The sequence below is a fragment of the Pseudomonas sp. TMW 2.1634 genome, assembly GCF_001703595.1.
In the GTDB taxonomy this organism is placed as follows: Bacteria; Pseudomonadota; Gammaproteobacteria; order Pseudomonadales; family Pseudomonadaceae; genus Aquipseudomonas; species Aquipseudomonas fragi.
In genome coordinates this window covers 3,664,355-3,691,348 of the sequence record NZ_CP016849.1, presented here as the reverse complement: position 1 = coordinate 3,691,348, position 26,994 = coordinate 3,664,355, and the positions used below count along the sequence as shown (strand labels likewise).

The 26,994-nt window shown below is 60.5% G+C and carries 24 protein-coding genes; 10 read left to right on the top strand and 14 right to left on the bottom strand.

The features are described from left to right. Nucleotides 1-24: 24 nt before the first annotated feature. The 3 genes from BFC21_RS17405 to BFC21_RS17395 all read right to left on the bottom strand — a co-directional run bounded on the left by BFC21_RS17405 (nt 25) and on the right by BFC21_RS17395 (nt 4,191). A complete protein-coding gene (locus tag BFC21_RS17405) occupies nt 25-2,373 on the bottom strand; it encodes an FdhF/YdeP family oxidoreductase (RefSeq protein WP_120266398.1) in 2,349 nt (782 codons plus the stop codon). Continuing rightward, on the bottom strand, nt 2,370-3,209 hold the full coding sequence (fdhD, locus tag BFC21_RS17400; RefSeq protein WP_088378499.1) for a formate dehydrogenase accessory sulfurtransferase FdhD: 840 nt from the start codon (nt 3,207-3,209) through the stop codon (nt 2,370-2,372). Before fdhD ends, BFC21_RS17405 begins: the two co-directional genes overlap by 4 nt. 94 nt (nt 3,210-3,303) lie before the next feature. Then, nucleotides 3,304-4,191, bottom strand: a complete 888-nt coding sequence (locus BFC21_RS17395) for a LysR family transcriptional regulator (protein WP_088378498.1) — start codon at nt 4,189-4,191, stop codon at nt 3,304-3,306. 104 nt (nt 4,192-4,295) lie between these two features. Here BFC21_RS17395 and lysM point away from each other — a divergent pair, with 104 nt between their 5' ends. Continuing rightward, nucleotides 4,296-4,736, top strand: a complete 441-nt coding sequence (lysM, locus tag BFC21_RS17390; RefSeq protein WP_016783055.1) for a peptidoglycan-binding protein LysM — start codon at nt 4,296-4,298, stop codon at nt 4,734-4,736. Between the two features lie 110 nt (nt 4,737-4,846). On the opposite strand, the gene yrfG is transcribed toward lysM, so the two are convergent. Next, entirely contained in the window at nt 4,847-5,509 is a 663-nt protein-coding gene (gene yrfG / locus BFC21_RS17385) for a GMP/IMP nucleotidase (RefSeq protein WP_016783056.1), read from the bottom strand. Between the two features lie 87 nt (nt 5,510-5,596). Here yrfG and nudE point away from each other — a divergent pair, with 87 nt between their 5' ends. Both nudE and cysQ read left to right on the top strand, forming a co-directional pair. After that, the gene (gene nudE / locus BFC21_RS17380) at nt 5,597-6,163 is read left to right on the top strand and encodes an ADP compounds hydrolase NudE (RefSeq protein ID WP_120266397.1); all 567 of its coding nucleotides are present in this window, start codon (nt 5,597-5,599) and stop codon (nt 6,161-6,163) included. Next, the gene (gene cysQ / locus BFC21_RS17375) at nt 6,160-6,987 is read left to right on the top strand and encodes a 3'(2'),5'-bisphosphate nucleotidase CysQ (protein ID WP_120266396.1); all 828 of its coding nucleotides are present in this window, start codon (nt 6,160-6,162) and stop codon (nt 6,985-6,987) included. Before nudE ends, cysQ begins: the two co-directional genes overlap by 4 nt. 104 nt (nt 6,988-7,091) lie before the next feature. Here cysQ and BFC21_RS17370 read toward each other — a convergent pair whose 3' ends face one another. The 5 genes from BFC21_RS17370 to rfbB form a co-directional block, all read right to left on the bottom strand. After that, complete coding sequence (locus BFC21_RS17370) at nt 7,092-7,547, bottom strand: YiiD C-terminal domain-containing protein (RefSeq protein ID WP_088378496.1); 456 nt, start codon at nt 7,545-7,547, stop codon at nt 7,092-7,094. A 12-nt stretch (nt 7,548-7,559) separates the two neighbouring features. Further along, nucleotides 7,560-8,951, bottom strand: coding sequence for a sigma-54 dependent transcriptional regulator (locus BFC21_RS17365; protein ID WP_095004385.1), 1,392 nt, complete (start codon nt 8,949-8,951; stop codon nt 7,560-7,562). Then, a complete protein-coding gene (locus BFC21_RS17360; RefSeq protein ID WP_095004384.1) occupies nt 8,948-10,762 on the bottom strand; it encodes a sensor histidine kinase in 1,815 nt (604 codons plus the stop codon). Before BFC21_RS17360 ends, BFC21_RS17365 begins: the two co-directional genes overlap by 4 nt. Nucleotides 10,763-10,908: 146 nt before the next feature. After that, nucleotides 10,909-11,781: a dTDP-4-dehydrorhamnose reductase gene (rfbD, locus tag BFC21_RS17355; RefSeq protein ID WP_120266736.1), complete on the bottom strand. Its 873-nt coding sequence runs from the start codon at nt 11,779-11,781 to the stop codon at nt 10,909-10,911. A 17-nt stretch (nt 11,782-11,798) separates the two neighbouring features. Beyond that, nucleotides 11,799-12,881 carry a dTDP-glucose 4,6-dehydratase gene (gene rfbB, locus BFC21_RS17350; protein ID WP_016783063.1) on the bottom strand — a complete coding sequence of 361 codons (1,083 nt, stop codon included), beginning with the start codon at nt 12,879-12,881 and terminating at the stop codon, nt 11,799-11,801. A 281-nt stretch (nt 12,882-13,162) separates the two neighbouring features. Between rfbB and aguA the strand changes: the two genes are divergently transcribed. Continuing rightward, a complete protein-coding gene (gene aguA, locus BFC21_RS17345; RefSeq protein ID WP_088378494.1) occupies nt 13,163-14,269 on the top strand; it encodes an agmatine deiminase in 1,107 nt (368 codons plus the stop codon). Between the two features lie 105 nt (nt 14,270-14,374). Here the strand turns inward: aguA and BFC21_RS17340 are convergent, their stop codons facing one another. After that, nucleotides 14,375-16,453: a TonB-dependent siderophore receptor gene (locus BFC21_RS17340; protein WP_088378493.1), complete on the bottom strand. Its 2,079-nt coding sequence runs from the start codon at nt 16,451-16,453 to the stop codon at nt 14,375-14,377. Between the two features lie 258 nt (nt 16,454-16,711). Here BFC21_RS17340 and BFC21_RS17335 point away from each other — a divergent pair, with 258 nt between their 5' ends. The 4 genes from BFC21_RS17335 to BFC21_RS17320 all read left to right on the top strand — a co-directional run bounded on the left by BFC21_RS17335 (nt 16,712) and on the right by BFC21_RS17320 (nt 19,820). After that, nucleotides 16,712-17,407: a DsbA family protein gene (locus BFC21_RS17335; RefSeq protein ID WP_120266395.1), complete on the top strand. Its 696-nt coding sequence runs from the start codon at nt 16,712-16,714 to the stop codon at nt 17,405-17,407. A gap of 249 nt (nt 17,408-17,656) precedes the next feature. Next, on the top strand, nt 17,657-18,940 hold the full coding sequence (locus tag BFC21_RS17330) for an OprD family porin (RefSeq protein WP_086799352.1): 1,284 nt from the start codon (nt 17,657-17,659) through the stop codon (nt 18,938-18,940). Between the two features lie 216 nt (nt 18,941-19,156). Beyond that, a complete protein-coding gene (locus BFC21_RS17325) occupies nt 19,157-19,522 on the top strand; it encodes a type II toxin-antitoxin system RelE/ParE family toxin (RefSeq protein ID WP_088378491.1) in 366 nt (121 codons plus the stop codon). After that, nucleotides 19,515-19,820 (top strand): XRE family transcriptional regulator, encoded by a 306-nt coding sequence (locus BFC21_RS17320; RefSeq protein ID WP_016783069.1) that lies wholly within the window; start codon nt 19,515-19,517, stop codon nt 19,818-19,820. Before BFC21_RS17325 ends, BFC21_RS17320 begins: the two co-directional genes overlap by 8 nt. A gap of 6 nt (nt 19,821-19,826) precedes the next feature. Here BFC21_RS17320 and dsdC read toward each other — a convergent pair whose 3' ends face one another. From dsdC to BFC21_RS17305, 3 genes are all read right to left on the bottom strand, one after another. Continuing rightward, on the bottom strand, nt 19,827-20,780 hold the full coding sequence (gene dsdC / locus BFC21_RS17315) for a DNA-binding transcriptional regulator DsdC (RefSeq protein ID WP_120266394.1): 954 nt from the start codon (nt 20,778-20,780) through the stop codon (nt 19,827-19,829). A gap of 83 nt (nt 20,781-20,863) precedes the next feature. Then, nucleotides 20,864-22,210 (bottom strand): D-serine ammonia-lyase, encoded by a 1,347-nt coding sequence (gene dsdA, locus BFC21_RS17310; protein WP_095004380.1) that lies wholly within the window; start codon nt 22,208-22,210, stop codon nt 20,864-20,866. A 43-nt stretch (nt 22,211-22,253) separates the two neighbouring features. Next, nucleotides 22,254-23,594 (bottom strand): gluconate:H+ symporter, encoded by a 1,341-nt coding sequence (locus BFC21_RS17305; RefSeq protein ID WP_088378488.1) that lies wholly within the window; start codon nt 23,592-23,594, stop codon nt 22,254-22,256. 233 nt (nt 23,595-23,827) lie between these two features. Here BFC21_RS17305 and BFC21_RS17300 point away from each other — a divergent pair, with 233 nt between their 5' ends. Together BFC21_RS17300 and BFC21_RS17295 are read left to right on the top strand one after the other, a co-directional pair. Next, nucleotides 23,828-24,007: a type II toxin-antitoxin system HicA family toxin gene (locus BFC21_RS17300; RefSeq protein WP_095004378.1), complete on the top strand. Its 180-nt coding sequence runs from the start codon at nt 23,828-23,830 to the stop codon at nt 24,005-24,007. A 40-nt stretch (nt 24,008-24,047) separates the two neighbouring features. Continuing rightward, entirely contained in the window at nt 24,048-24,455 is a 408-nt protein-coding gene (locus BFC21_RS17295; RefSeq protein WP_095004377.1) for a type II toxin-antitoxin system HicB family antitoxin, read from the top strand. A 97-nt stretch (nt 24,456-24,552) separates the two neighbouring features. Here BFC21_RS17295 and BFC21_RS17290 read toward each other — a convergent pair whose 3' ends face one another. Then, the gene (locus BFC21_RS17290) at nt 24,553-26,991 is read right to left on the bottom strand and encodes a TonB-dependent siderophore receptor (protein ID WP_088378487.1); all 2,439 of its coding nucleotides are present in this window, start codon (nt 26,989-26,991) and stop codon (nt 24,553-24,555) included. Nucleotides 26,992-26,994 lie beyond the last annotated feature (3 nt).

The window sequence follows — 26,994 nt, the reverse complement described above, 5'->3', positions numbered from 1 at the left end:
CCACCACAAACGAACAAAAAGTGCTTAGCTGGCCTTGGCCATGATCAACGCCGACGGGCTGGCCGGCTCAAGGCAAATCGCCACAAACTTCGACGTAGGCGTATGGCTACCATCGCCCGTGCTCTCCAGCGGCACCAGCGGGTTGACCTCCGGGTAATAAGCCGCGGCTTGCCCGGCAGGAATGTCGAAGGCCAGCAAGGTGAAGTTCTTCACCCTGCGCTCATGCTCGTCATCCCAGATCGACACGATATCGACCTTCTGCCCCGGCTTGAAGCCCAGGCGGATGATGTCGGCTTCATTGACGAACAGTACGTCACGCTGGCCCTTGACCCCACGGTAGCGGTCATCGAGACCATAGATGGTGGTGTTGTACTGATCGTGCGAACGCATCGATTGCAGGATCAGGTCCGGCTGTTTTCCGGTGGCACGGGTACGGGCGTCCACCAAGTCTTGCGGCAGGACGTTGGGGCGGAAGTTGGCGCGCCCGGACGGCGTATTCCACACCCGCGCACCGGCGGAGTTGCCCAGATAGAAACCGCCTGGGTGCTCAATGCGGGTGTTGAAGTCCTTGAAGCCCGGGATGGTGTCGGCAATCAGGTCGCGAATGCGCCGGTAGTCGGCGACCACCCAGTTCCAGTCAATCGGGTGTGCGCCCAATGTGGCCGCCGCAATACCGGCAATGATCGCGGGCTCCGAGCGCATCTGGTTCGACAGTGGCTGCAACTGGCCATTGGAGGCGTGGACCATGCTGAACGAGTCTTCCACCGTGACCGCCTGCGGGCCTTCGGCCTGGATATCGATGTCGGTACGGCCCAGGCATGGCAGGATCAGGGCTTCTTTGCCGTGCATCAGGTGGCTGCGGTTGAGCTTGGTGCTGATCTGTACGGTCAGCTCGCAATTGCGCAGCGCTTGCGCAGTACGCGGGCTGTCTGGTGTCGCCTGGGCGAAGTTGCCACCCAGGCCGATAAACACCTTGGCGCGGCCTTCAAGCATGGCGTGGATGGCTTCAACCACGTTATGGCCGTTGTCACGGGGCACCTTGAACTGGAAACGGCGTTCAAGCGAATCGAGAAAGGCCACCGGCGGGCGCTCGTTGATGCCCATCGTGCGATCGCCCTGCACGTTGCTGTGGCCGCGTACCGGGCAAAGGCCGGCGCCGGGGCGGCCGATATTGCCGCGCAACAGCATCAGGTTGGCGATTTCCTGGATGGTCTGCACCGAGTGCCGATGCTGGGTGATGCCCATCGCCCAGCACATGATCACGTTTTTACCCTTGAGGTACATGCGGGCGGCGCGTTCGATATCCACCAAAGGCAAGCCCGATTGCTCCACGATGTGATCCCACGAGGTGTCATCGAGGCTGGAGATGTAATCCAGAACGCCCGCCGTGTGTTCATTCAAAAAGGCGTGGTCGAATACCGCCGGCTCGCCTGCGGCCTGGGCATCGCGCTCCCACTGCAACAAAAACTTGGCCATGCCGCGCAGCAACGCCATGTCGCCGCCCAGTGCCGGGCGCAAGTAGGCCGTATTGGTCGGGCGGTCGCCGTTGGTGAGCATTTCCAGCGGGTGCTGCGGGTGCTGGAAGCGTTCCAGGCCGCGCTCCTTGAGCGGGTTGACGCACACCACCTGGGCGCCGCGTTTGACTGCTTCGCGCAGCGGTTCGAGCATGCGCGGGTGGTTGGTGCCGGGGTTTTGCCCCAATACGAAAATTGCATCGGCGTGCTCGAAATCGTCGAACGTCACGGTGCCTTTACCCACCCCGATGCTTTGCGCCAACGCCACGCCGCTGGCCTCGTGGCACATGTTCGAGCAGTCCGGAAAGTTGTTGGTGCCAAATGCGCGCACAAACAATTGATACAAATACGCCGCTTCGTTGCTGGCCCGGCCCGAGGTGTAGAACTCGGCTTCGTTGGGGCTGGCCAGGTTGAGCAAGTGCCTGGCGATCAAGGCGAAAGCCGCATCCCAACTGATGGGGGTGTAGCGGTCGGTTTCCGGGTCGTAGCTCATGGGCTCGGTCAGGCGGCCCTGGTATTCGAGCCAGTAATCGCTTTGCTCCAGCAGCGCGCTGACGCTGTGTTTGGCGAAAAACGCGGCATCGACGCGACGCTTGGTCGCTTCCCAGTTCACCGCCTTGGCGCCGTTCTCGCAGAACTTGACCAGGCCGCTTTCCGGCGAGTCACCCCAGGCGCAGCCCGGGCAGTCGAAGCCGCCGTTCTGGTTGGTCTTGAGCATCATGCGCAGGTTTTTCAGCGCGTTATCGCTGGTCAACCAGGCTTGCGCCACACTGATCAGCGCGCCCCAGCCACCGGCCGGGCCTTTGTAGGGCTTGTAGCGGGGAGTCGGGGTTTTATCGGCTTGATGGTGGATGCTCACGGTTGCTTCTCCTGCGCGGGGCTGTAGACCCGTGGCGCGCTTTTTTGTGGCAGATGAATAAGGTTGAGGTTGTGCCGCCGCGCCCACTGCAGCGCCAGGCCGGTGGGCGAGGACAGGCTGATCAGGGTCTGGATACCGGCGCGCAGCACTTTTTGAATCAGTTCCAGGCTGCAACGGCTGGTGACGATTGCCGCGCCGCCGGTCAGGTCGATGTTTTGGCGTACCAGTGCGCCGATCAATTTATCCAGGGCGTTGTGCCGGCCGATGTCTTCGCGGCCCAGCAGCAACTGGCCCTGGCCATCCATATAAACGGCAGCGTGTACGGCACCGCAGTGCTGGCCCAGGGGTTGAAAGTCGCTGATGCGCTGGCGCAGGCCTTCCAGCCACTGTGCCGGCGGCAAGGGCGCACCGGGCAAGACCTGCAGATCCGGCAAGGCCTGCTCCACTGCTTCCACGCCACACAGGCCGCAACCGCTGGTGCCGGCCAGTTGGCGGCGCTGCTGCTTGAGGTTCCAGAACGCCCGGCTGGCAATTTCGACCTGGGCATATTGCGCAGAGCCTGCACCGGTCAGTTTGAGGTCGTAGATTTCGCTGGGGTCTTGAATGATGCCGCTGCCCAGGCTAAAGCCGACGATAAAGTCTTCAAGGTCGGTGGGGGTGACCAGCATCACGGCCTGGCTGATGCCGTTATAGGCAATCGCCAGGGCGACCTCTTCAGCCAGTGCGGTTTGCGCACCCCCGCTGTGGTCCAGGTTGACGTAGTCATAGCTCTGGCTGGCAGCAGGCGCGGACGCAGCAATGGCAGGCGCCGCGCACAGGGGGCGCTTGGCGTTCATAAGGCGATACCGACAATCAATTGAGCCTTAAGCCTAGGCGCGACACCGTGTCGCGTCTAATCGTCAGTGCTGATCTATTGATAGATGGCGTCGATCATGAGGGGTTTGGCGATTTCGCATAGAACGCAAAACAGGCTTCGGCCAGGGCCGAGCGCGGGGCCTCGCGGCGCATGATCAAACCCAGTCGGGCCAGGGTGCGGGCGTCTTCAATGGGGTGCAGGCGCAGGTGCTCGGTCAGGGCTTCCAGGCCTCCTTCAAGGGGCATGACGGCGCAGCACAAGCCACCGTGGACAGCTTGTAACAGTTGATGAACGGCATCGGTTTGCAGCAGGGGTTGCGGTGTCAGGCCGCGGCTGTGGAAGTTGTGGTCGATGGACTGGCGAAAGTGCATGCCGCTGCTGAGCAGGGCCAGCGGCAGTGTGGTCAACGCCTCCCAGCTCAGGGGCGCTTCGCCAAAGCTGAAATACCGTTGGTCGTAAAGCAGGCCCATGCGGGTTTCTTCCAGGGCAAGGGCGTCGAAACGTTCATGGTCAAGGCGCTCCAGGTAGGAAACGCCCAGGTCCAACTGGTTACTGGCCAGTTGTTCGAGGATTTGCCCGGAACTGAGTGCCGACAGTTCAAACCGCAGCTCGGGATGTTGCTGGTGCAAGTGCTGCAACAAAGGCAGGGGGTCAAAACTGGACAGAGGCACAACCCCCAGGCGCAGGGTGCCGATGAGGTTGCCGCGACAGGCCGCGGCTTCGGCCTGCAAGCCGTCGTAGGCGGCCAGTACGGTGCGGGCCCAAGCCAGCACCCGCTCGCCGGGGGCGGTAAAGCTTTCGAAGCGCTGGCCGCGATTGACCAGTTGCAGGTCCAGTTCCTGCTCCAGGCTGCGCAAGCGCATGGACAGGGTGGGCTGGGTGATATGGCAACGGGCGGCGGCCTGGCCGAAATGCCGGGTTTCATCCAGGGCAATAAGGAATTTCAGCTGTTTGATGTCCATCGTCGCTCCGGGCGCATTTCAGTGCGCGATTCTAACGCGCTTGCTGGTGCCAATGATGGTCTACGCTCTGGGGTCTGGATCTTCCAACCCTAGGAGCGTGATGTATGAGTATTTTCAGCTTTGTGAAAGAAGCCGGCGAGAAACTGATCAACCTGCTGACACCGGGCAACGCCAATGCGGGTGAGGAACTCAAGAAACATGTGCAGGAAGTGGGCCTGGGCAACCCCAATATTACCGCCACGGTGGACGGTGACAAAGTGACGGTCAGCGGTGAGGTGGCGACCCAGGAAGAGAAAGAAAAAATCATCCTGGCGGCGGGCAATATCGAAGGCGTGGCCAGTGTTGAAGACCAGATTACGGTCACAGGCCCGGCCGTTGTGGCTTCGCGTTTTGTGGTGGTGAAAAAGGGCGACACCCTGAGTGCCATTTCGCTGCAGGTGTACGGCAACGCCAACCAGTACAACAAGATTTTCGAAGCCAACAAGCCGCTGCTCAAGGACCCGAACAAAATCTACCCGGGCCAGACGCTGCGTATTCCTGAGTAACCCGACAGCACCCGGTGGGAGCGAGCTTGCTCGCGATGCAGACGCCGCAGTCATTCAGTTAGACCGCGCCGCTGCCATCGCGAGCAAGCCCGCTCCCACGGTTCAGGGGGTCACAGCCCTTCCAGCAACTCGCGATAGTCGCCCAGAGCGGCAAATTCCGCGGTGTCTTTCGGGCCTTTCTGGCTGTCGGGCTGTTTGACTGCCAGCAAGTGGGCCACGCCGAAATCACGGGCACTGCGCAGTATCGGCAGGGTGTCGTCGATAAACAGGCTGCGGCCCGGGTCAAAGCCGATATCAGCCTGCAGGGCATCCCAGAACGCCGGGCTTTCCTTGGGGTAGCCGTAGTCGTGGGAGCTGATCAAACGCTCGAAATACGGAGCCAGTTCGATGCGCTCCATCTTCAACGACAGCGAATCACGGTGCGCATTGGTGATCATGATCACCCGCTTGCCGGCTTGTTTGATGGCCGCCAGAAAAGTGTCGGCGTCGGGGCGCAGGGCAATCAGATGAGCGGTCTCAAGCTTGAGTTCGCGCACCGGGATTTTCAGCTCCTGGCTCCAGAAGTCCAGGCAATACCACTTCAACTGGCCTGCGTTGCCCTCGAACAGCGGCGTCAGCTCCAGATCCGCCATCGCCCGGCTGATGCCATGCAACTCGGCATAGCGCTGGGGCAGGTGCTCCAGCCAGAAGTGGTTGTCGTAATGCAGGTCGAGCAGCGTGCCGTCCATGTCGAGCAGCACGGTATCGATGTCGCGCCAAGGTAAAACGGTCATGCAAAACTTCTCCCACAGGTAAAAATTTCCGACACAGACAATCGGATAAGCCGGGGTATAGTACCCCGTTCATATTGAGGAGCCGCTATGCGCCAAAAACCCACCGTACTTGCCCGTGAAATTGTTGCCAGTAGCCGATTGTTTCGGGTCGAAGAAGTGCAGCTGCGCTTCTCCAATGGCGTTGAACGCACTTACGAACGGTTGGTGGGGCGCGGCAATGGCTATGGCGCAGTCATGATTGTGGCCATGATCGATGCGGAACACGCGATCCTGGTCGAGGAGTATTGTGGCGGCACTGATGAATATGAAGTGTCGTTGCCCAAGGGCCTGATCGAGCCGGGCGAAGACGTGCTGGCCGCCGCCGAGCGCGAGCTGAAGGAAGAGGCCGGCTTCGGTGCTCGCCAGCTTGAGCATTTGACCGAGCTGTCCCTGTCGCCCGGTTACATGAGCCAGAAAATCCAGGTGGTATTGGCCACTGACCTCTATGAAGCACATCTGGAGGGCGACGAGCCTGAGCCGATGCGCGTTGATCGGGTGAATCTGCGTGAATTGTCGAGCCTGGTGCTCAACCCGCAATTCAGCGAGGGCCGTGCCCTGGCCGCACTGTATCTGGCCCGCGATCTGCTGACCCAGCGTGGAGTGTTCCAGCCGTGAGCGGTTTGCCCCATCCCCTGCTTGAAGGCGTGATCAAACTGGCCCATGCCGCTGGCGACGCGATACTGCCGTTCTGGCGTGCCGGCGTTGAAGTCACCGCCAAGGCCGATGATTCGCCGGTAACCGCCGCTGACCTGGCCGCCCATCATATTTTGCTCGATGGCCTGACCGCACTGGACCCGAGCATCCCGGTGCTGTCGGAAGAAGACGCCAATATCGCGCAAAGTGTGCGTGCCGGCTGGACGCGCTGGTGGCTGGTCGACCCGCTGGATGGCACCAAGGAATTTATTTCCGGCAGTGAAGAGTTCACCGTCAACATCGCGTTGATCGAGCAGGGTCGCGTGGTGTTCGGCGTGGTGTCCATGCCCACCAGTGGCCGTTGCTACTACGGTGGTGCAGGGTTGGGCGCCTGGCGTGCGGACGGTGATGCAGTGGTGCCTATCAGCGTGCGCAACTCCCCACCTGCGGGTGAAACGATGACCGTGGTCGCCAGCCGCCGCCATTCCAGCCCTGAGCAGGAACGCTTGTTGGCCGGGTTGAGTGAGCATCTGGGTGAATTGAAGCTGGTCAGTGTGGGCAGTTCGTTGAAGTTCTGTTTGCTGGCTGAAGGGGCGGCGGATTGTTATCCGCGTCTGGCCCCGACTTCGCAGTGGGACACGGCGGCGGCTCAGGGTGTGCTGGAAGGTGCCGGTGGTGTGGTGCTGCAACTGGATGGCGAGCCGTTCAGTTATCCGGCCCGGGCGTCGTTGCTCAATGAATCGTTTTTGGCGTTGCCTGCAAAGGCGCCGTGGCGCGAAAAATTGCTGGACGTGGCGCAACGCTAGTCCAAGCCTGTGGGAGCGGGCTTGCCCGCGATGCAAACGCTGCGGTCCTTCAGCCAGACCGCGCCGCGGCCATCGCGAGCAAGCCCGCTCCCACAAAAACCGACTTAGCGATGCAACACATATTGCCCGCTGAATTTCACCGCATCTTCCCCGCCTTGTGCATTGATCACCCGGGTGTCCAGCGTCAGCCGCGCCCGGCCGTGGCGTTTGTACATGGCTAAAAACTTGTTCCACGGCCCATCATCCGGCGCATCGCATACGGCAATGGCGTCCTCGGTCACCGGCAGCGGGTAGCTGATATGACCTTCCTGAATCACGATATGCCCGTCCTCGATCCCCGCTTCGCGCAGGCTCAAATGCAGCCAGCCCCAACCGGCCAGTACCGCACCGCAATACAGGCTGCCACCGAACATGGTGCTCTTGTGGTTGATGTTGGCTTCAAGCGGCAATTGCAGGCGCAACTGGCGGTCTTGCCAGCCCAGCACCTTGAGGCCCATTTCCCGGGTCAGCGGGATGTCGTGGTGAAGAACTGACTCCAGATAACGACTGTCGCGGTTCATGCTGCGGCCTCTTTAATCAAGTTCATCAGGGTGGGGATGGCTGGCGCTGTCGAAGTTCAGGCCGTGCTTGCGCAGTTTGTCGTGCAGGGTTTTGCGCGGTACACCCAGGGCCTCGGCCAGGCTGCGCATGGAGCTGTGGGAGCGCTCAAGTTCGGCGGCGATCAGGCTTTTCTCAAAATGCTCGACCTGCTCGCTCAAGCCACCCGCCACTTCATTGCCCGTTGCCGGCTGGCCATCTGCGGAGTCATCCAGTGCCAGTTCAAGGCCCAGGGCGAAGCGTTCGGCGACGTTTTGCAACTCGCGCACGTTGCCCGGCCAGGTGTGGCGCAGCAGCAGTGCCCGCTGTGCCGGTTGCAGCACGTTAGGGGTCAGGTCGTGGCGCACGCTGGCTTCACCGGCGAAGTAATCGAACAGCATCAGCACGTCTTCACCCCGTTCACGCAGGGGGGCGATGCGCAGGGGCGCCACGTTGAGCCGGTAATACAGGTCAGCACGGAAGCGGCCCTGATCGGCGGCCTGGCGCAGGTCTTCCTTGGTGGCGGCGATCACGCGGATATCCAGCGGGATCAGTTGATTGCCACCCAGGCGCTCGACCACGCGCTCTTGCAGCAAACGCAGCAGTTTGACCTGCACGTCCAGGCTCATGCTTTCGATTTCGTCGAGGAACAGGGTGCCGCCATTGGCAAATTCAAACTTGCCGATACGTCGCTTTTGCGCGCCGGTAAAGGCGCCGGGCTCATGCCCGAACAGCTCGCTTTCAACCACGGACTCAGCCAGGGCCCCGGCATTGATCGCCACAAACGGACCGTGACGCCGTGCCGATAAATCATGCAGCGCGCGGGCGACCACCTCTTTGCCCGAGCCGGTTTCGCCGAGGATCAGCACATCGGCCTTGGTGGCGGCCAGCGCGCCGATCTGTTCACGCAAGCGCAGCATGATCGGGGAGACCCCCACCAGGCGCGTGCTCAGCAACTGGCGGTCACTCAACGCCAGGCGCAGGCTGCGGTTGTCCAGCACCAGGGCGCGCAAGGCCAGTGCGCGGCGCACGCTGTCGAGCAGGGCATCGCTGGCAAAGGGCTTTTCGAGAAAGTCATAGGCGCCGGCGCGCATGGCCTGCACTGCCAGCGGTACATCACCGTGACCGGTGATCAGCAGCACCGGCAGTTCCGGGTCCTGGCCATGCAGTTGCGCCAGCAGCTCAAGGCCGTCCATGCCCGGCATGCGGATATCACTGACCACCACCCCCGGCCAGTCCCGGCCGATGCGCTCGGCCAGGCCGTTGGCTTCGGCCAGCGGCAGCACGTTGAGGCCGGCCAGGTCCAGGGTCTGGTACAGGGCCTGGCGCAGGTGTGGGTCATCATCGATCAGGATGACCTGAACCCGTGGATCGATAGGCTGGCTCATGACCTGGAGTCCTCCGAAGCTTGCAAGCTCACGCCCGGCGCACCGGCGCGCAGTCGCAAGGTAATTAAAGCACCGCCTTCCTTGTGGTTGGCAAATAGCAATTCGCCGCCAAAGGCGCGGATCAGCGTGTCACAAATGGCCAGGCCAAGCCCCAGCCCCTGAGTGCGCGTTTTGGTGGTGTAGAACGGCTCTCCGGCACGGCCCAGAGCCTCCATGCAAAACCCCGGGCCGTTGTCGCGAATGTACACAGTGACGCCCTCCGGCGTGGATTGGGCACTTAGCCACAAGCGTCGCGGTGGGCCTTTTTCGGTCAGGGCATCGAGGGCGTTGGCCAGCAGGTTGCCCAGCACCTGGCGCAGGCGGGTTTCCCCGGCTTCGACCCACAGCGTGGCGGCGGGCAAGTCGCGGATCAGCTCCACCTCCATGCTGCGTCGGCGCTTGGCCAACAGCGCCAGGGCATCGTCCAGCGCCGGCTGCAGGGCAACACTCTCCGGGGCATGGCGGTCGCGGCGGGCGAAGGCGCGCAAGTGGGCAATGATCGAAGACATGCGCCCGGTCAGTTCGTTGATCAGCTTGAGATTGCCGCGGGCATCGTCGATACGCTGGTGGTCGAGCAGCACTTCGGCGTTTTCGGCATAACTGCGGATGGCCGCCAGCGGCTGGTTGAGTTCGTGGCTGATGCTGGCCGACATGGTGCCCAGCGCCGACAGTTTGCCGGCCTGCACCAGATCGTCCTGGGCGCGCACCAGCTCCTGTTGTGCATGTTCACGCTCCAGCACCTCTTCACGCAGACGCCGGTTAAGCCCTTCAAGGTCGCTGGTGCGCTCTGCCACACGCATTTCCAGGGTGCGGCGGGCCTTGGCTTCAAACGCGATGCGGTCCAGGTAGTGGCGCCGGCGCTGCATCATCAGGCCGATTAGCAGCATGACCACCAGCAAGGTGGCGCCACCGATGGCCAGCACCGTGCGCACCGAGCGGTCGATAAGCACGCGCGGGGCGAGAATATTGACGCTCCAGCCGGTCTCGTCGATTTTTTGGGTTTGAACCAGCCAGGCATTGAGGTCCAGGTTCAGCGGTTTTGGGTCGCTGGTCGGGTAGGGCAGGATGGCGAAGATGGCCTGGCGTTCTTGCGGCGACAGTTCGCGGGTGGCACGGAAGCGCCATTCCGGGCGCGAAGTGAGGATCACCACGCCATTGCTGTCGGTGGTCAGCAGTTGCTCGGGGGTGTTGCCCCACAATTGCTCGGTGTGGTCCAGGTCGACCTTGACCACCAGTACGCCGAGTTTTTTATCGCCGTCGCGAATCGGTGCCGCGAAGTAATAACCGCGTTTGCCGGAGGTGGTACCTAGCCCGAAAAAGCGCCCGAGCTTGCCTTCCATCGCTTCGCTGAAATACGGGCGAAAAGCGAAATTGCGCCCGATAAAGCTGTCGCTCTGGTCCCAGTTCGAGGTGGCCAGGGTATCGCCGTGGGTGTCCAGCAGGTACATGACCACGGCGCCGGTCTGGTTGCTGATGTCGTCAAGCAGCTGGTTGGCCCGGGCCTGGATTTGCGGGTCGTCGGGGTTGGCCAGCACGGCGCGCAGGTCAGGCAGTTCGCCGAGGATTTGCGGCAGCACTTCATAGCGATGCAGCGTGCCCAGCAGGTTGGCGACATACAGGTCGAGGGTCTGGCGGTTTTGCCCGGCCAGCTCACTGCGGTAATAGCGCTCGGCCAGGTGTTGCAGCGGCCACAACAAAGGCGCGAGGCATATCGCCAACAAGGCCAGGCTGCGCCAGCGGGGTCTGCGAGGAACGGAGGAGGTGGTGATCATCGGAAAGCTGCGCCGCAAGAGTACGTTGCAGTATACCCAACGAACCCTGTGGGAGCGGGCTTGCTCGCGATGCAAACGGCGCGGTTTATCAGGCAGACCGCAGTGATGTCATCGCGAGCGAGCCCGCTCCCACAAGGGGATTGGCGTTAGTCTGGTTGCTCGGCCAGGCACGCGCTCAATGCAGCCTCCCAGTCGGGCTGGGTGACGCCCCATTCGCGGGCCAGCCGGCTGCAATCCAGGCGCGAGTTCTGTGGCCGTGCCGCAGGCGTCGGGTAGGCGCTGGCGGGGATGGGCTCCAGCGTTGCGCACGCCTTACCTTGTGCCGTCAGGTGGCCGGCGATGGCCTGGGTAAAGCCAAACCAGGACGTTTCGCCACTGGCGGTCAGGTGATAGGTGCCCCATGCCCCGGCATCACCCGCTTGCCAGCGCTCGATCAATGCCCGCGTGCTTTGGGCGATGGTGCCGGCCCAGGTCGGCGCGCCGACCTGATCTGCTACCACGCGTAGCTCTGAACGCTCCTGCAGCAAACGCTGCATGGTCAGCAGGAAGTTTTTACCGTGGGTCGAGTACACCCAACTGGTGCGCAGGATCAGGTGGCGGGCACCGCTCGCCGCGATCGCCAGTTCACCCGCCAGCTTGCTTTTGCCATACACGCCCAGCGGGTTGGTGGCGTCGTCTTCGGTATAGGGCGCAGCCTTGCGGCCATCGAACACGTAGTCGGTGGAGTAGTGGATCAAGGGGATGCCCAGGGCCGCCGCTTCTTCAGCAAACACGCCAGGGGCGATGGCATTGATCGCAAAGGCCAGTTCCGGCTCGTTTTCGGCCTGGTCCACGGCGGTGTGGGCTGCGGCAATGATGAGCAGATCCGGCTTGTGCGCCCGCACCTGGGCACGGATTTGCCCGGGCTGGCTCAGGTCCAGCACATCGCGGCCCAGGACGATCAACTCGCCCAGGCCGGCAAGGTGCTTTTGCAACTCAACGGCCACTTGACCGGTCTTGCCGCTGATCAGGATTTTCAATGGGGTTTTGAAATCAGTCACGCGATCAGGTCCTTTGGTTCGGTGAAGCCCAGGCGCTGGCCCTGGTAGCTGCCGTCTTGCACACGCTGGCACCACTCCAGGTTGTCCAGGTACCACTGCACGGTTTTGCGCAGGCCGGTGTCGAAGGTTTCTTCGGGTACCCAGCCCAGCTCGCGCTCGATTTTGCTGGCGTCAATCGCGTAGCGCTGGTCGTGGCCCGGGCGGTCCTGGACGAAGGTGATCAGGTCGGCAAACTGCGCCACGCCTGCCGGGTGTGCGGGTGCCAGTTCTTCGAGCAGGGCACAGATGCTGCGCACCACGTCGATATTCTTCTGCTCGTTGTGGCCGCCGATGTTGTAGGTCTCGCCCACCACCCCTTCGGTCACCACTTTAAGCAGGGCGCGGGCATGGTCCTCGACGAACAGCCAGTCACGCACTTGCAGGCCGTTGCCGTATACCGGCAGCGGTTTACCGGCCAGGGCGTTAAGGATCACCAACGGGATCAGTTTTTCGGGGAAGTGGAACGGCCCGTAGTTGTTCGAGCAGTTGGTCAGCAGCACCGGCAACCCGTAGGTGCGGTTCCAGGCGCGGACCAGGTGGTCGGACGCTGCCTTGCTGGCCGAATACGGCGAGCTTGGCGCGTAGGGCGTGGTCTCGGTGAACAGGTCGTCGACGCCGTGCAGGTCGCCATACACTTCGTCGGTGGAAATATGGTGGAAGCGGAAGGCGCTTTTTTCCGGCTCGGGCAGGGTCAGCCAGTAAGCGCGGGCAGCTTCGAGCAGGCTGTAGGTGCCGACGATATTGGTCTGGATAAAGTCCGACGGCCCGTCGATGGAACGGTCCACGTGGGACTCGGCCGCCAGGTGCATGATCGCCTGGGGCTGGAAACGCGCAATGATCGCGCTGACCGCCGCCTGATCGACGATATCGGCCTGCACGAACTCGTAACGGGTATCGGTGGCAATGCCTTGCAGCGATTCCAGGTTACCGGCGTAGGTCAGCTTGTCGAGGTTGAGGACTTCGTGCCCGGTATTTTTGATCAGGTGACGGATCAACGCTGAACCAATAAAACCGGCGCCGCCGGTGACTAAAATGCGCATGTGGTGATTCCTTATTCCCTGAAGGCCTTTAAACATATGAGGCATAGCTTGTGGGGATGCGCCGGGGGGTGCAAGTGGGCGTTGTCGGGAACTTGTGTGCGAACCTGGAAATACAGATTTATATCGATATATTTTCGACTAAATATCATTTTTCATGAGCAAATTGATTTTATTGCCGATATTTATCGGCTATAAGGATGCTCGCCGTTGACGCAGTACTGAGCTGCGTCCACTGTCATGTTTTTTCGTACTCAACACCCAGACGCTTTCCAGGAGTCCAGATGACCACTTTGCACAGTTCGCCGCGCGCTGACGGCTTTCATATGCCTGCCGAATGGGCTGCGCAGACCCAAACCTGGATGATCTGGCCCGAGCGCCCGGATAACTGGCGCCTGGGCGGCAAGCCGGCCCAGGCGGCCCATGTAGCGGTGGCCAAGGCCATTGCGCGTTTTGAGCCGGTAACCGTCGGCGTGTCGGCCGGCCAGTACGAAAATGCCCGCGCGCAACTCGATATGCCGAATATTCGTGTGGTCGAAATTTCCAGCGACGATGCCTGGGTGCGTGACAGCGGCCCGACCTTTGTGATCAACCACAGCGGCGAAGTGCGCGGCGTAAACTGGGATTTCAATGCCTGGGGCGGTTTTGACGGCGGTTTGTACTTCCCGTGGAACCGTGACCAACAAGTGGGCAGCAAGGTGCTGGAAATCGAACGTTGCCCGCGTTATTACACCGAAGGCTTTGTGCTTGAAGGCGGCTCGATCCACGTCGATGGTGAAGGCACGCTGATCACCACGGCCGAGTGCCTGATGAACCGCAACCGTAACCCGCATCTGTCACGCGAAGAAATCGAAGACGTACTGCGTTCGCACCTGGCCGTGGACAAGATCATCTGGCTGCCGGACGGCCTGTTCAACGATGAAACCGACGGCCATGTGGATAACTTCTGCTGCTACGTTGCGCCGGGTGAAGTGTTGCTGGCCTGGACTGACGACGAGCGTGACCCCAACTACGCGCGCTGCCATGCAGCGATGAATGTGCTGGCAACCAGCACTGACGCCAAGGGGCGGCCGTTCGTGGTACACAAAATGCCGATCCCGGGGCCGATGTATGCGACCCAGGAAGAGTGTGACGGTGTCGATAAAGTGGCGGGTAGCCAGGACCGTAATCCGTCCGAGCGTCTGGCGGGTTCTTATGTGAACTTCCTGATCGTCAACGGCGGCATCATCGCGCCGAGCTTTGACGACCCGATGGATGCGCAGGCCAAGGCCATCCTGCAAAAGATCTTCCCGCAGCACGAAGTGGTCATGGTGCCGGGTCGTGAATTGTTGCTGGGTGGCGGCAATATCCATTGCCTGACCCAGCAACAGCCTGCACCGTACAAAATCTGACTGGTGTGGGAGCGGGCTTGCCCGCGATAAATGCGCTGCGGTCTGTCTGACATACCGCGGTGATTCAATCGCGAGCAAGCCCGCTCCCACAGGGTCGCTATTTGTTCAGAACTTGTACGTCCCCGTCATCACCAGGCTGCGCGGCTCGCCCGGCATGATCTGCGCCGCACTGGTGGCCGACGCATAGTAGTAACGGTCGGTCAGGTTGGTCAGCGCCCCGCTCACATCCCAGTCTTTTTCGCGATAACCCGCCAGCGCATCCCAGCGTCCGTAGCCCGGCAATATCACGGTGTTCTGGTTGTCGGCGTAACGCTGGCCCACCAGGGTCAGGCCCGTTTCGGCGTACCAGCCCATCTCCGGCTTCCAGGTAATAAACAGGCTGCCATTGTGCTTGGCCACGCCATTGATGCGTTTGCCCTCAAGCCCGTTGTTGTCCTTGACCACCGTTGCATCCTGCACACCCACGCCGCCGCGCATGTACCAGTTGCCGCCCAGCTTGCCGCTGGCGGTCAGTTCGATGCCGCGTGAGCGTTGCAGGCCGGAGAGCAGGGTGATGGTCGGGTCGTCCGGGTCCTTGGTACGGCGGTTGTAGAGCTCCAGCTCATACACCGCCAGGGTGGTGCTCAGACGGTCATCCAGCCAGTCGCTCTTTACGCCGATTTCCTTTTGCTTGGTCAGCTCCGGGCTCAGGTCGTTGGTGTTGCCTGCAGCACCGGGGGTGATGCCGATCAGGCCGCCGCCCACCGGGGAGAAGGTCTTGGTCCACGAGGCGTAGAACGAGTGGTTTTGCAAGGGTGTCCAGACCACGCCAAGTCGCGGGCTGGTGCTGTGGCTTTTGCGTTCTTCGGTCGGGATCAAGGGCCTGAGATGGTTGGTGGTCTCGACGTTAAAGCGGTCGTAACGCAAGCCGGCCAGTACCTGCCATTGATCGTTGAGGCGAAGCTGGTCCTGAACATACAGGCCCTGGCTCTCGACTTCGGTGTGGTTGTCGCTGGAAATCACCATCGGCCCGGTCGGGCGCAGGCTGCGATCGGGGTTGTACACATCTACTGGCGGTACGCCCCCGGCTTTGTAGAGTTTGGGGTCGCGGCGCTGGCTGCCGAGTTCCAGCCCGGTCAGCAGGCGGTGCTCCAGGCCGAATGTGTCAAAGCCGCCTTCGATTTCGAGGTTGTTGAAAATATTGCGGGTGGTCATGTCCTGCTGCCAGCTCTGGCGGTTGACCTTGTTGATTTTCGGGTCGTAGCCGGTCAGGTAGGTGTTTTCGAACTGGCTGTCGAGCTTGAACACGCCCAGGGTATGGCGCAGTTGCCAGTTGTCGCTCAATTCGTAGCTCAGGCGCGAGCGCAGGTTCTGGACTTTATCGTCGATAAAATCGTTTTGCCCGCCGTAGGTGGTGCCACGGCTGACATCCGCCGGGCGCCCGTCGATGCTCGGAATGCCGCGATCCGGGGTGCGGTTGTAGCGGTTGTATTCGTATTGCACCAGCCAGTTCAGGTCGGGGGTGATTTGCCAGCTCATCGAGGGTGCGAACAGTTGGCGGTTACCGCTGACGTGATCGCGAAAGCTGTTTTTGTCTTCGTTGCCCATGTTCAGGCGCAGGCTGATGGTGTCACTCGGGTCGGTGCTGAGGTCGGCATACAGGCTGCGCAAATCCTCGCTGCCGCCCTGGGCCTGAACGCTCGACTGGCGACCGAACTGCGGCATTTTGCTGACGCGGTTGATGATCCCGCCCTGGCTACCGCGACCGTATAACACTGCCGCAGGGCCTTTGAGCACTTCGATGCGCTCGATGTTGTGCAGGTCGCGCACGTATTGGCTGTCGTCGCGAATGCCATCCAGGTAAAAGTCGTTGCTGGCGTCAAAACCGCGAATGCGCAGGCTGTCAAAGCGCGTGTCGGCCGTGCTGCTGACGTTGGGAATCCCGCTCAGGGCTTCGCCAATGCTGTTGATCCCGTAATCGAGGACGTTAGCGGTTTTTACCGAGTCGATGGCTTGTGGCACATAGCGCGCCGGGGTTGATGTGCGGGTGGCGGTGGTGACGTCCTTGACCCGTGGGTCATCTGCTTCGGCTTCGCTGGCGCTGATCGACAGTTCGGGAAGCACGGTGGCAGCGTTACTGAGTCCGGCGTACAGCAAGGCACACAGCCCCAGATTCAAGGGCGTTAAACGGCGAGGGGAGAGCATGGTTGAGGGGTGTCCGGCAGTTGTAATAGTTGGTTATATTTTTAGGGCGCGAATGGTAATGGTTCTTGTTGCTTTATGTTAAGAATTACCAATTGCGACGTCTGCAAATATGTATCTATTTATTTCTCAGTCCTGCAGTCCTTGCCGCAGCTGATTCGCCCGGTTCACGCAACACACTAAAAGGCAGACCGGCGTTTTTCCCCCGGCCGCGCAAGGCTAGGCTGGCATTCTGATTTTTTTGCTAATCCGGAGCCCGCCATGATCGCCACACCTGTTCTGCATTACCTCTACGACCCCCTGTGCGGTTGGTGCTATGGCGCCAAGCCACTGATCGACGCCGCGCGCAACATTTTGCCGGTCGTGGCCCACGGCGGCGGGATGATGACCGGCGCACAGCGCCAGACGGTGTCGGCGCAATTACGCGATTACGTGATGCCCCATGACCATCGTATTGCCCAATACACCGGGCAACCCTTTGGCGAGGCCTACTTTGAAGGTTTGCTGCGCGACACCACGGCAGTATTCGATTCGGCGCCGCCGACCACCGCGGTGCTGGCCGCCGAGCAATTGGCCGGACGCGGCCTCGACATGCTGGGGCGGTTGCAAACGGCGCATTACGCAGAGGGCCGGCGGATTGCCGATAAAGAAGTGTTGCTGGCAGTGGCTGCCGAAATGGGCCTGGATACCGATGGCTTCCGCGCCGCTTACGCTGCGATAAGCGGCGAAGTGACGCAGGCGCACTTCAAGGCCAGCCGCCAATTGCTGTCACGGGTAGGTGGCCAGGGCTTTCCGAGCGTTGTGCTGGAGCAGTCCGGGCAATACCGGGTGATCGATCTGGGGCCGTATCTGGGCAAGCCTGAAGCCTTTGCAGCCTGGCTGCGCCAGCAAGAGGGCATGCCCGCCGAAGGCGAAACTGTTTCAGCGCCTACCTGCGGTCTGAGTGGCTGCCAGTAACAATTGCTGACATATCGGTCAGAACTTTCTCAAGTGACGGCAATTAACAAATTTTTCACGAAATTGACACCTCGCCGTCACGGCGGCTAGGATCCCTGCCAACGCCTGTGGCGATAAGCCATACACCAACTTTTCGAAAGACCTGCACAGTCTTCGTGCGGGTCTTTTTTGTTTATGTGAAGCAACCACCACTCAATGTTTCAGCTTGAATCCCACAGCGCGCTTCTATTCAGAAATAAGGAAAATAATATGTTGAACAAACGGATAGGTCTTCTCGCTCTGGGCGTACTGAGTGCTACCCAGGCAATGGCTAACGATCAAGCTGACGCAAAAGGTTTTGTAGAAGACAGCCACCTCAATGTATTGGCGCGCAACGCCTACATCAGCCGTGACTACAAAGACCACAAACAAGACAAAGCCGAATGGGGCCAGGGTTTCCTCGGTACCTTCACTTCGGGCTTCACCCAGGGCACCGTGGGCGTGGGTGTGGATGCTTTTGGCATCTACGCACTGCGTCTGGATGGCGGCCGTGGCAAAAGCGGCGCGGGCGGTATCGACTTCTTCAAGCAGGGCGCCAGCGGTAAAGCGGCTGACGACATCGCCAAGGCTGGCGCTGCGGTGAAAGTGCGTTTCTCCAACACGGTGCTCAAGTACGGCGACCAAATGCCGGCGCTGCCAGTGCTGATGTATGACAACTCGCGTCTGATGCCGGAAAGCTTCACCGGTACCCTGTTGACCTCCAAGGAAATCAACGGCCTGGAAATCAACGTCGGTCGCTTCACGGCCGAGTCGCGTAAAAGTGCTGAAGCACGCGACAGCGGTGACCTGAAGAGCATCAACGTGTTCGGTGGTAGCTACAAGTTCACTGACAACCTGTCGGCGTCCCTGTACGGCTCCGAAATGGAAGACGAGCTGAACAAACAGTATGTGGGCGTGACCTACGCGATCCCGCTGCAAGACAAACAGTCCCTGACGTTTGACTTCAACGGCTACCGTACCCATGTCAAAGAAGACTACGCCCGTGACGTGCTGAAGGTGGATGGCCAGGACAACAAGATCTGGAGCCTGGCAAGCACCTACGCCTTTGGCGCACACACCGTGACCCTGGCGTACCAGAGCAGCACCGGCGAAATCGGCTACCCGTACGGCGGCTATCGCAACGCAGGCGGCGTGGGCGATGGCGGCAACACCATCCTGCTGGCCAACTCCTACTGGTCCGACTTCAACGCCAAGGACGAACGTTCGTGGCAGTTGGGTTATGGCTTCGACTTCGGTGCCGTTGGCATTCCGGGCCTGACCTACAACATCGCCTACGTTCGCGGTACCAACATCGACGACGGTTCCGACCGTGGCCGTGGCACAGAGCGCGAAATCTTCAACCAGGCCAAGTACGTCGTACAAAGCGGCCCGGTCAAGGACCTGAGCGTGCGTCTGCGTGGCTCGTGGTTGCGCGTATCCAACAATGCCAGCGACTACAACGTGGGCGGCAACGAAGTTCGCGTATTTGTTGATTACCCGATCAGCATTTTCTGATGCTACCCGCCTGCTAAACAGGCTGGACATCTGAACAAAAACGCCCCGACTGGTTCGGGGCATTTTTTTTTGGCCGCGATTAACCGCGCCGCAAGTTACCCATCCGGATGAAACCATCACTCACACTTGAGCTGGACCGAGAACTAGTTGGCCATTAGCTGAAGTGCTTAAGATTATTCCCTTGAGATTATATTCCTTGGGTGGCATATTTTGAGCATGACATGGAACGTTGAGTACACCGACGAATTTGGCTACTGGTGGGAAAGGCTCAGTGAAAAGGAACAGGTCAGCGTGGCGGCCAGTGTCAAATTGCTAGAGCTGCTCGGGCCGGCCCTGCGCTTCCCCCATTGCAGCGATATCAAGGGTTCGCGGCATGGCAACCTTCGAGAGCTGCGTGTACAGCATGCGGGCCGCCCTTATAGGGTGCTTTATGCCTTTGACCCGCGTCGCTGCGCCTTGCTGTTGATTGGCGGTGACAAGACCGGCCATGACCGGTGGTATGAAGAGAACGTCCCTGTTGCACAAAGGCTTTACGACGTTCATTTACAAACACTGATTGAAGAGGGCCAGAATAATGGCTAAAAAATTTTCCGGGCTTGAAGCGCGCATGAGCCCAGAGGCGCGGGCGCAAGCCCAGGCTTTGTACGTCCAGCATTTACAAGAAATGCCGTTGCATGAGCTGCGCAAAGCCCAGGCGCTCAGTCAGGAAACGCTGGCCAAAGCACTGAATATCAACCAGGCAGCCGTTTCTAAAATGGAGCGGCGTACGGACATGTATATCAGTACGCTGCGCAATTACATCCAGGCCATGGGGGGCGAGCTGGAAATTATCGCGACCTTTCCGGATGGTCAGATCAAAATCGAAAACTTTGCTGAGTAGAAGTGATCACGCAGACTCTGCAGATCCTTCCCCGGCACACTCGTGCAACCAGCTTATAAACACCTGCAAGCGCTTGGGCACTACGCTGAGCGGTGGGTGTACGAGGTAGTAATCGTAGTGGCCACACTGGCTGAAACCGCCAAAAGGCAGCACCAGTTCGCCGCGATCAATCCGTTTTTGCACCAGTTGCTGACGGCCGATGGCGATGCCTGCGTGGCTCATCGCTGCCGTGACACAGAGGTCCGAACGGTCGAAGGTCAGGGTGCGCTTGGGCAGTGCCGCGAGCAGGTGGTGCTGTTCGGCCCACAAGGTCCACTCGGCGTCATAGGCGGCATGATCCCAGGCCAGGGAGTCGTGCAGGGTGGTGCAGTGGCTCAGGTTTTGCGGGTTCTCATACAGACGGTGACGCTGCGCATATTTCGGGCTGCACACCGGCGCCATTTGTTCGCGCATCAATCGATGGCTGGTCAGGCCGGGGAATTCGCCGTTGGCGTAGTACAGGGCCAAATCTATTTTGCGTGTGCGAAAGTCGACATTGTCATTGCCCACCCGCAGGTCCAGTGATACCAGCGGGTAGCGCTCGATAAAGTCCGCCAGCCGCGGTACCAGCCAGCATTGGGCCACCGAAGGCCTTGCGTAGAGGGCGATGGAGCCGGCAATTTCCGCTTGTGAGGAGCGCTCGAGTGCCTCGGATAATTCCCCCATTGCACTCTGCAAAATCTCGAAAATTCGCTCGCCTTCGTCAGTCAGGCTGACCTGGCGGGTAAGGCGCTGGAACAGTTTCATGTTCAACGCGGTTTCAAGCCGACTGATGCGATGGCTGACGGCGCTGGCGGTCAGGCACAGTTCCTGCGCCGCTCGGGCAAAACTTAGATGGCGGGCGGCCACCAGAAAGGTATGCAGATTGGCGAACTGGCTGCTGTTGAGCCGTGAGCTGATGCGGGGCGGAAGGTTAAGCACGGTGGTTTTCCCTCAAGCCAAAGGCCGGCTTCTGGCGGGATGTGGCGATGGGAGCATCTTGCCACATCCGCTTTGCGCCTGAATCAGCCCAGCAGCTCACGGCCCTTGGCCAGGTAGGCCTCCATTTCGTCGGCAGGCACCATATTGCCCCCCGTTGCCCAAACCAGATGGGTGGCGTTTTGCATCGCTTGCGAGTCCAGCCCGGCGCGGGCCAGGTAGCCTTGCTGCTCGCCCTGCACCCGGGCAATCCCGGGTACACCCGCCAGCGCCGAAGGCTCAAGGCGCAGGCCTTCGCTGCGTTCCATCAGGGCCAGCAGGCTGTACATTTCTTTGTCGCTGACCGTGTAGAAACCGTCGAGCAGACGCTGCATGGCCTTGCCGACAAAACCCGATGCACGGCCGACCGCCAGGCCGTCTGCTGCCGTGACATTATCGATGCCGAAATCCTGCACGCTGACCTCATCATGCAGCCCGGTGTACACACCCAGCATCATGCACGGTGAATGAGTGGGCTCGGCGAAGATGCAGTGCACCGCGTCACCGAAGGCCAGCTTGAGGCCGAAAGCTACGCCGCCGGGCGCGCCACCTACGCCGCAAGGCAGATACACAAACAGCGGGTGCCTGGCATCCACGCTGATCTGCGCGCCAGCCAGTTGCTGCTTCAGGCGCTCGCCGGCCACAGCGTAACCGAGGAACAGATTGACCGAGTTTTCATCGTCGACGAAATGACAGGCCGGGTCGGACTCTGCCTGCTGGCGACCCTGGGCCACGGCCACGCTGTAGTCACTTTCGTACTCGACCACGGTGACACCGTGGGAGCGCAGTTTGTCTTTCTTCCATTGCCGGGCGTCCGCCGACATATGCACGGTGACATCAAAGCCCAGCGCGGCGCCCATGATGCCGATCGACATGCCAAGGTTGCCGGTGGAGCCCACGGCGATCTTGTACTGGCCAAAAAAGGCCCGCGCCTTGTCGCTGTGCAGCAGCGCGTAGTCGTCTTTGAGGGTCAGCAGGCCACCGGCCAGGGCCAGGTCTTCGGCATGCTTGAGTACTTCATAAATACCGCCACGGGCCTTGATCGAACCCGAAATCGGCAGATGGCTGTCGCGCTTGAGCCACAGTGCACCGTTCAAAGGCTGGCCGTAGCGCTCGGCGAGCAAGGGCTGCAGGTGGGTGAGCGGGACAATGTCCGACTCGATAATGCCGCCACTGCCTGCGGTTTCCGGGAAGGCACGCTCAAGAAAAGAGGCAAAGCGCGCCAGGCGGGCGCTGGCATCGGCGACGTCGGCAGCGCTCAGCCCTACATCGCCCAGCGCCTGCGCGACTGGTGCCACACCCGGGTTGAACCAGGTGGTCTCTTGCAGTGCGACCAGCTCGCGAATCAGCGGGTAACTGGCGCACCAGCTTTCAAGTGTTCTGCCCAAAATCATGACGGGGTCCCTTTAAACGTTAAGGCGAAAAATACCGGTTCAATCAAACAAAGCGCGACAGCAGCAGGGTCAGGCCCAGAGCGATCGTCGACGCCAGTACGGTGGCCGTGGTGAAGGTTTTCAAGGCGTCGGTCAGTGACACGCCCAGGTACTCCTTGACCACCCAGAAGGCCGAATCCGTAACGTGGGTCCAGCCCATTGCCCCGGCACCGATGGCAATGCAGATGATTTCTTTGCTCACCGTCGGGTGCGCGCCCAGCATGGGTAACACCATACCTGCGGCGCTGATCATTGCCACCGTTGCCGAGCCGACGGCGAAGTGCATCAAACCGGCCACCAGCCATGCCAGCACAATGGGGTTCATGTTCAGTTGGGTCAACGAGGCGGACAGCGCATTGCCCACGCCGCTGTCGATCAGGATGCCGTTGAATGCGCCACCGGCGCCGATAATCAACAGGATGCCGGCCAGCGGCGGAAAACTCTTTTGCGTGTGGGCGAGCAAGTCGGCCATCGACAGGCCGCGGCGTAAACCCAGCGCCCAATAGGCAAACACCACGGCAATCGACAGGGCGATCAGGGGCGTGCCCAGAAACGAAATCACGCTGAATGCCGTGGAATCATGGGGCAGGCCGGCAGCGAAACTTTTACCGACCATCAGCAGCAACGGCAGGGCGATGGTCAGCAGGGTGATGCCAAGGCCCGGTAAGTCACGGGTCTGGCTGTCATCACAATGCTCGTTCAAAAATGCTTCCTGAGTGGCTGGCGCCTCGGGCTTGCACACCAGCTTGACCCACAGTGGCCCGGCAATCACGGCGGTCGGCAGCGCGACAATCAAGCCATACAGGATCACTTTGCCGACATCGGCGCCCAGCATCCCGGTGATCGCCATCGCGGCAGGGTGCGGCGGCAGCATGCAGTGCACGGCCATCAGCGACACGGCCAGCGGTACGCCCAGGTACAGCAGATTGATTTTGGTTTCTTTGGCGACCACATAGATCAGCGGAATCAGCAGCACGAAGCCCACTTCGAAAAACACCGGGATGCCGGCAATAAAGCCGACCAGCATCATGGCCCACGAGGCGCGTTCCTTGCCCAGGGCGCGCAACAGCGCCTGTGCGATGCGCTCCGCGCCGCCGGACTCCTCCAGCATCTTGCCCAGAATCCCGCCCAGGCCAATGATCGTTGCCAGAAACCCGAGGGTTCCGCCAACACCTGCCTCATACGATGAAGCAATTTTTACCAGTGGCATGCCCGAACCGATCCCCACCACAAAGCTCGCAGCGGTCAGGGCCAGAAAGGCATGGACGCGGACTTTGACGATCAGGAAGACAATCAGGGCGATGGCGCAAAACAACACCAGCAAAAGAGTGGGACCGCTGTGCATGGAGGGTGCTCCGGGAGGCGCTTTTATTGTTGAAATAAGTGATCGACGTCACTTTGCTTCCGGTAATTAGAGGTTACATCTGCGCGGGCTGACAAAGGATGGTTTTTCACGGTACAGATGATGTGGGGTCATCTGTCAGGAGATATTCATGCGCACTGACGACTGGAGCCTTGATTACAGATGACATTATGTAAATTTGGTGGTTATAGTAACCACTCTTGAAGGTGGCGAATTTGAATAGCCGACAGCTGATAACCGCACTGGAAGCTGACGGTTGGTATCTGGTACGGAGCAAGGGAAGTCATCACCACTTCAAACACCCGACAAAGCCGGGGCTGGTAACGATTCCTCACCCGAAGAAAGATTTACTGACCAAAACGATCAACAGTATTTTGAAGCAAGCTCAGCTTTGACGAGCAGGCTGCTTTGACCAGCCCTGTGGAGGTTTTGAACATGCTTTACCCAATAGCCATTCGCCCTGGCGATGAACAACATGCCTGGGGTGTAGACGTGCCGGATATTCCCGGGTGCTTCTCTGCGGGGGAGGATCTTGACGACGCGATGGCCATGGCACGCGAAGCCATTGAAGGGCATCTGGAGATGTTGGCAGAGGATTGCAGCCGGATTCCTGTGGCAACCCCGGTAAGCGCTCATGTCTCCAACCCGGAGTATGAGGGCTGCATCTGGGCATTGGTCGATATCGATATCACCAGATACCTCGGAAAGGCGGAAAAGCTGAATATTACCTTGCCCGGGAACCTGCTGAATCGGATCGATGAGTATGTGAAACATCATCCTGAGCAAAAGAGCCGTTCAGGATTTCTGGCCTCGGCAGCATTGAAGGTTCTGCAACAAGCGTAAGCCGCAGGAAAGGGCACCTCGCGCAGCCCCATGATCGTGGGGGCGAGCCTGCTTGCGAAGTTCTGCAGGCCTTCGCGAGCAGGCTCATGCCCTCAGATCAGAAATCCCAGCGGGTGGTCAGCATAAAGTTGCGCGGCTCGCCGTAAATCGCCGAGTTATAGAAGCCGATGTTGGTGTAGTAGTACTTGTCGAACACGTTGTTGACGTTGAGCGTGGTCGACAGGTTTTTCGTGAATTGATAACGGGTCATCAGGTCCACCACCCAGTAGGGTTTTTGCGAGAAGTCTTCGTAGCGGTCTTTGGGGCTGTTGTACATCTCTTGCCAGGACGTGCTCTGCCAGCGTGCGCCACCGCCTACGGAAACCTTGTTCAGGTCGCCCTTGAGTTTGTAGATGGTGTAGAAGCTCAATTGATCCTCGGGCTCGAAGGTCGAGATTTTCTTGCCGGTGTCATCGCGTACCACCTTGTGCGTGTACCCCGCCTGCAGGCTCCAGCCCGGGCTCAGCTCACCGGATATTTCCAGCTCGTAGCCTTTGGTTTTCGCAGCGGTGCCCTTGAAGGCGTAGTTGGGCGGGGTGGGTTGCAGGTTGTTCCAGGCGTCGTCGGGGATGGGCCGGTTGCTTTCCTTGACCTCGAAGTACGCCAGGCTGGCGTTCAGGCGGCCATCGAAAAATTCGCTCTTGAGGCCGATTTCATAGTTTTCGCCCTCGTCCGGGTCAATCAGCTTGCTGTTGCGGTCCAGGTTGTAGAACTCCTGCGGCATAAACACATCGGTGTAGCTGGCATACGCGGTCAGGTAGTCAGTCAGGTCATAGGTGATGCCAGCATAGGGAATCAGGCGCCCCGACTCACGATAGGTATTGGTGGTGCCGGTGAGCGTGTAGTCGACCACCCGGCCGCCCAGAAACACTTTCAAGTCATCGGTGACATTCAGGCGGGTCGTGGCGTACATGCCGGTCTGGCGCACGGTGTCGTCGTTGATTTGTGAGGCATTGCCCCAGTCGGGCTTGGCCAGATGCCCGTCCCAGTTGAAGTAATCGACCAGGTTGGGTTGGGCGAAGGTCACGTCCCAATAGCCTTTGCCTTTCCAGTTGGCTGTGCTGATCGAGCCGCCCAGGACCAGGTCATGCTCACGGCCGAGGAATTCGTAAGGGCCGCTGACATACAGGTCGGCCGCGTCGCTGGTGGTATCGCCCTTGTAGCGCTGGGCGTTGATTTTGGCAGTGCCATCGGCCGCCGGCTGGTTGAACTGGATGGCACCCAGCTGGGCATCGTAGCCATTGAGCTTGTGGTCCAGTTGCAGCTTGGCCACCCAGCCGCTGCCCAGGTCCTGTTCAAGGGTGGCAAAGACGGTGCGGGTGTATTGCTGCCAACTGCTCCAGTCGGTGGCGTTGCTGAACGAGCGCTTGGCGCTGTTGATCTCGCCCGCGTAGTTGTACAGCGGGAAGCTCCCCGACCAGGTCGAGCCCTGGGGTTTGTTGTCCTGATAATCGGCGCCCACGGTGAGCAGGGTGTCGGGCGTGAGGTCGACTTCAAGGATGCCGTAGAACACCGAGGTCTGGTTGGAGTAGCGGTCGATATACGACTGCCTGTCCTGATAGGCCGCTACTGCACGGCCGCGCACATTGCCGCTTTCGGTCAGCGGGCCGCTGACGTCCACTTCAGTGCGATAGTTGTCCCACGAGCCTGCGCCTGTGGTGATATGGCCGTGAAAATCGCTGGTGGGCTTCTTGCGCACCAGGTTGATGGTGCCGCCCAGGGAGCCTGCGCCGCTGAGCAGGCCCGAGGCGCCCTTGAGTACCTCGATGCGGTCATAGATGGCCATGTCGCTCAGGGTATTGCCCGCCGAATAGGCAACGTTACGCACGGCAGAAGGAATGCCGTCGTACTGGAAGTTGTTGATCGAGAAACCGCGCGAGTAGTAGTTGGTGCGGTCGGTGTCATAGGCCGAGACGGTGATACCGGGCGTATGGCGCATCACGTCGTCGACATTGTCGAGCGCGAAGTCATCCATGTGCTGGCGGGTGACCACGCTGATCGACTGGGGTGTTTCGCGGGGTGTGAGCACCAGGCGGGTCGCGGTGGCAATGGCGCCCGGGGTGTAGGAGCCGGTACCTTCGGTGACAGTGCCCAGCTGGTTGGTGATCACCTGGGTGGCGCCCAGTTCCAGGGCATCGGCAGTGTCGCTGGCGACCAGCACATAACCGCCATTGCTCTGGCGCTCAGCTTGCAAGCCGCTGTTGGCAAGCAGGCGGTCCAGGCCTTCCTCGATGCTGTATGAACCTTCGAGCCCGGCGGTAGTGAGATGGCGGGCCTGTTCAGTATCGAACGAAATGGTAACCCCTGCTTGCACGTCGAACTGGGTGAGGGCGCTGCCCAGCGGGCCTGCGCCAATGCGATACACCGTCTGGCTTTGCGCCGACGCCTCGGTGGGCATCAGGGCAAAACCGTAGAGGCTGGCGAGGGACGCGCCCAATACCGCCAGGCGCACAGCGCGGGTTAGTTGAGTGGTGGCAATGCGGCGAAGCGGGGGCATTGG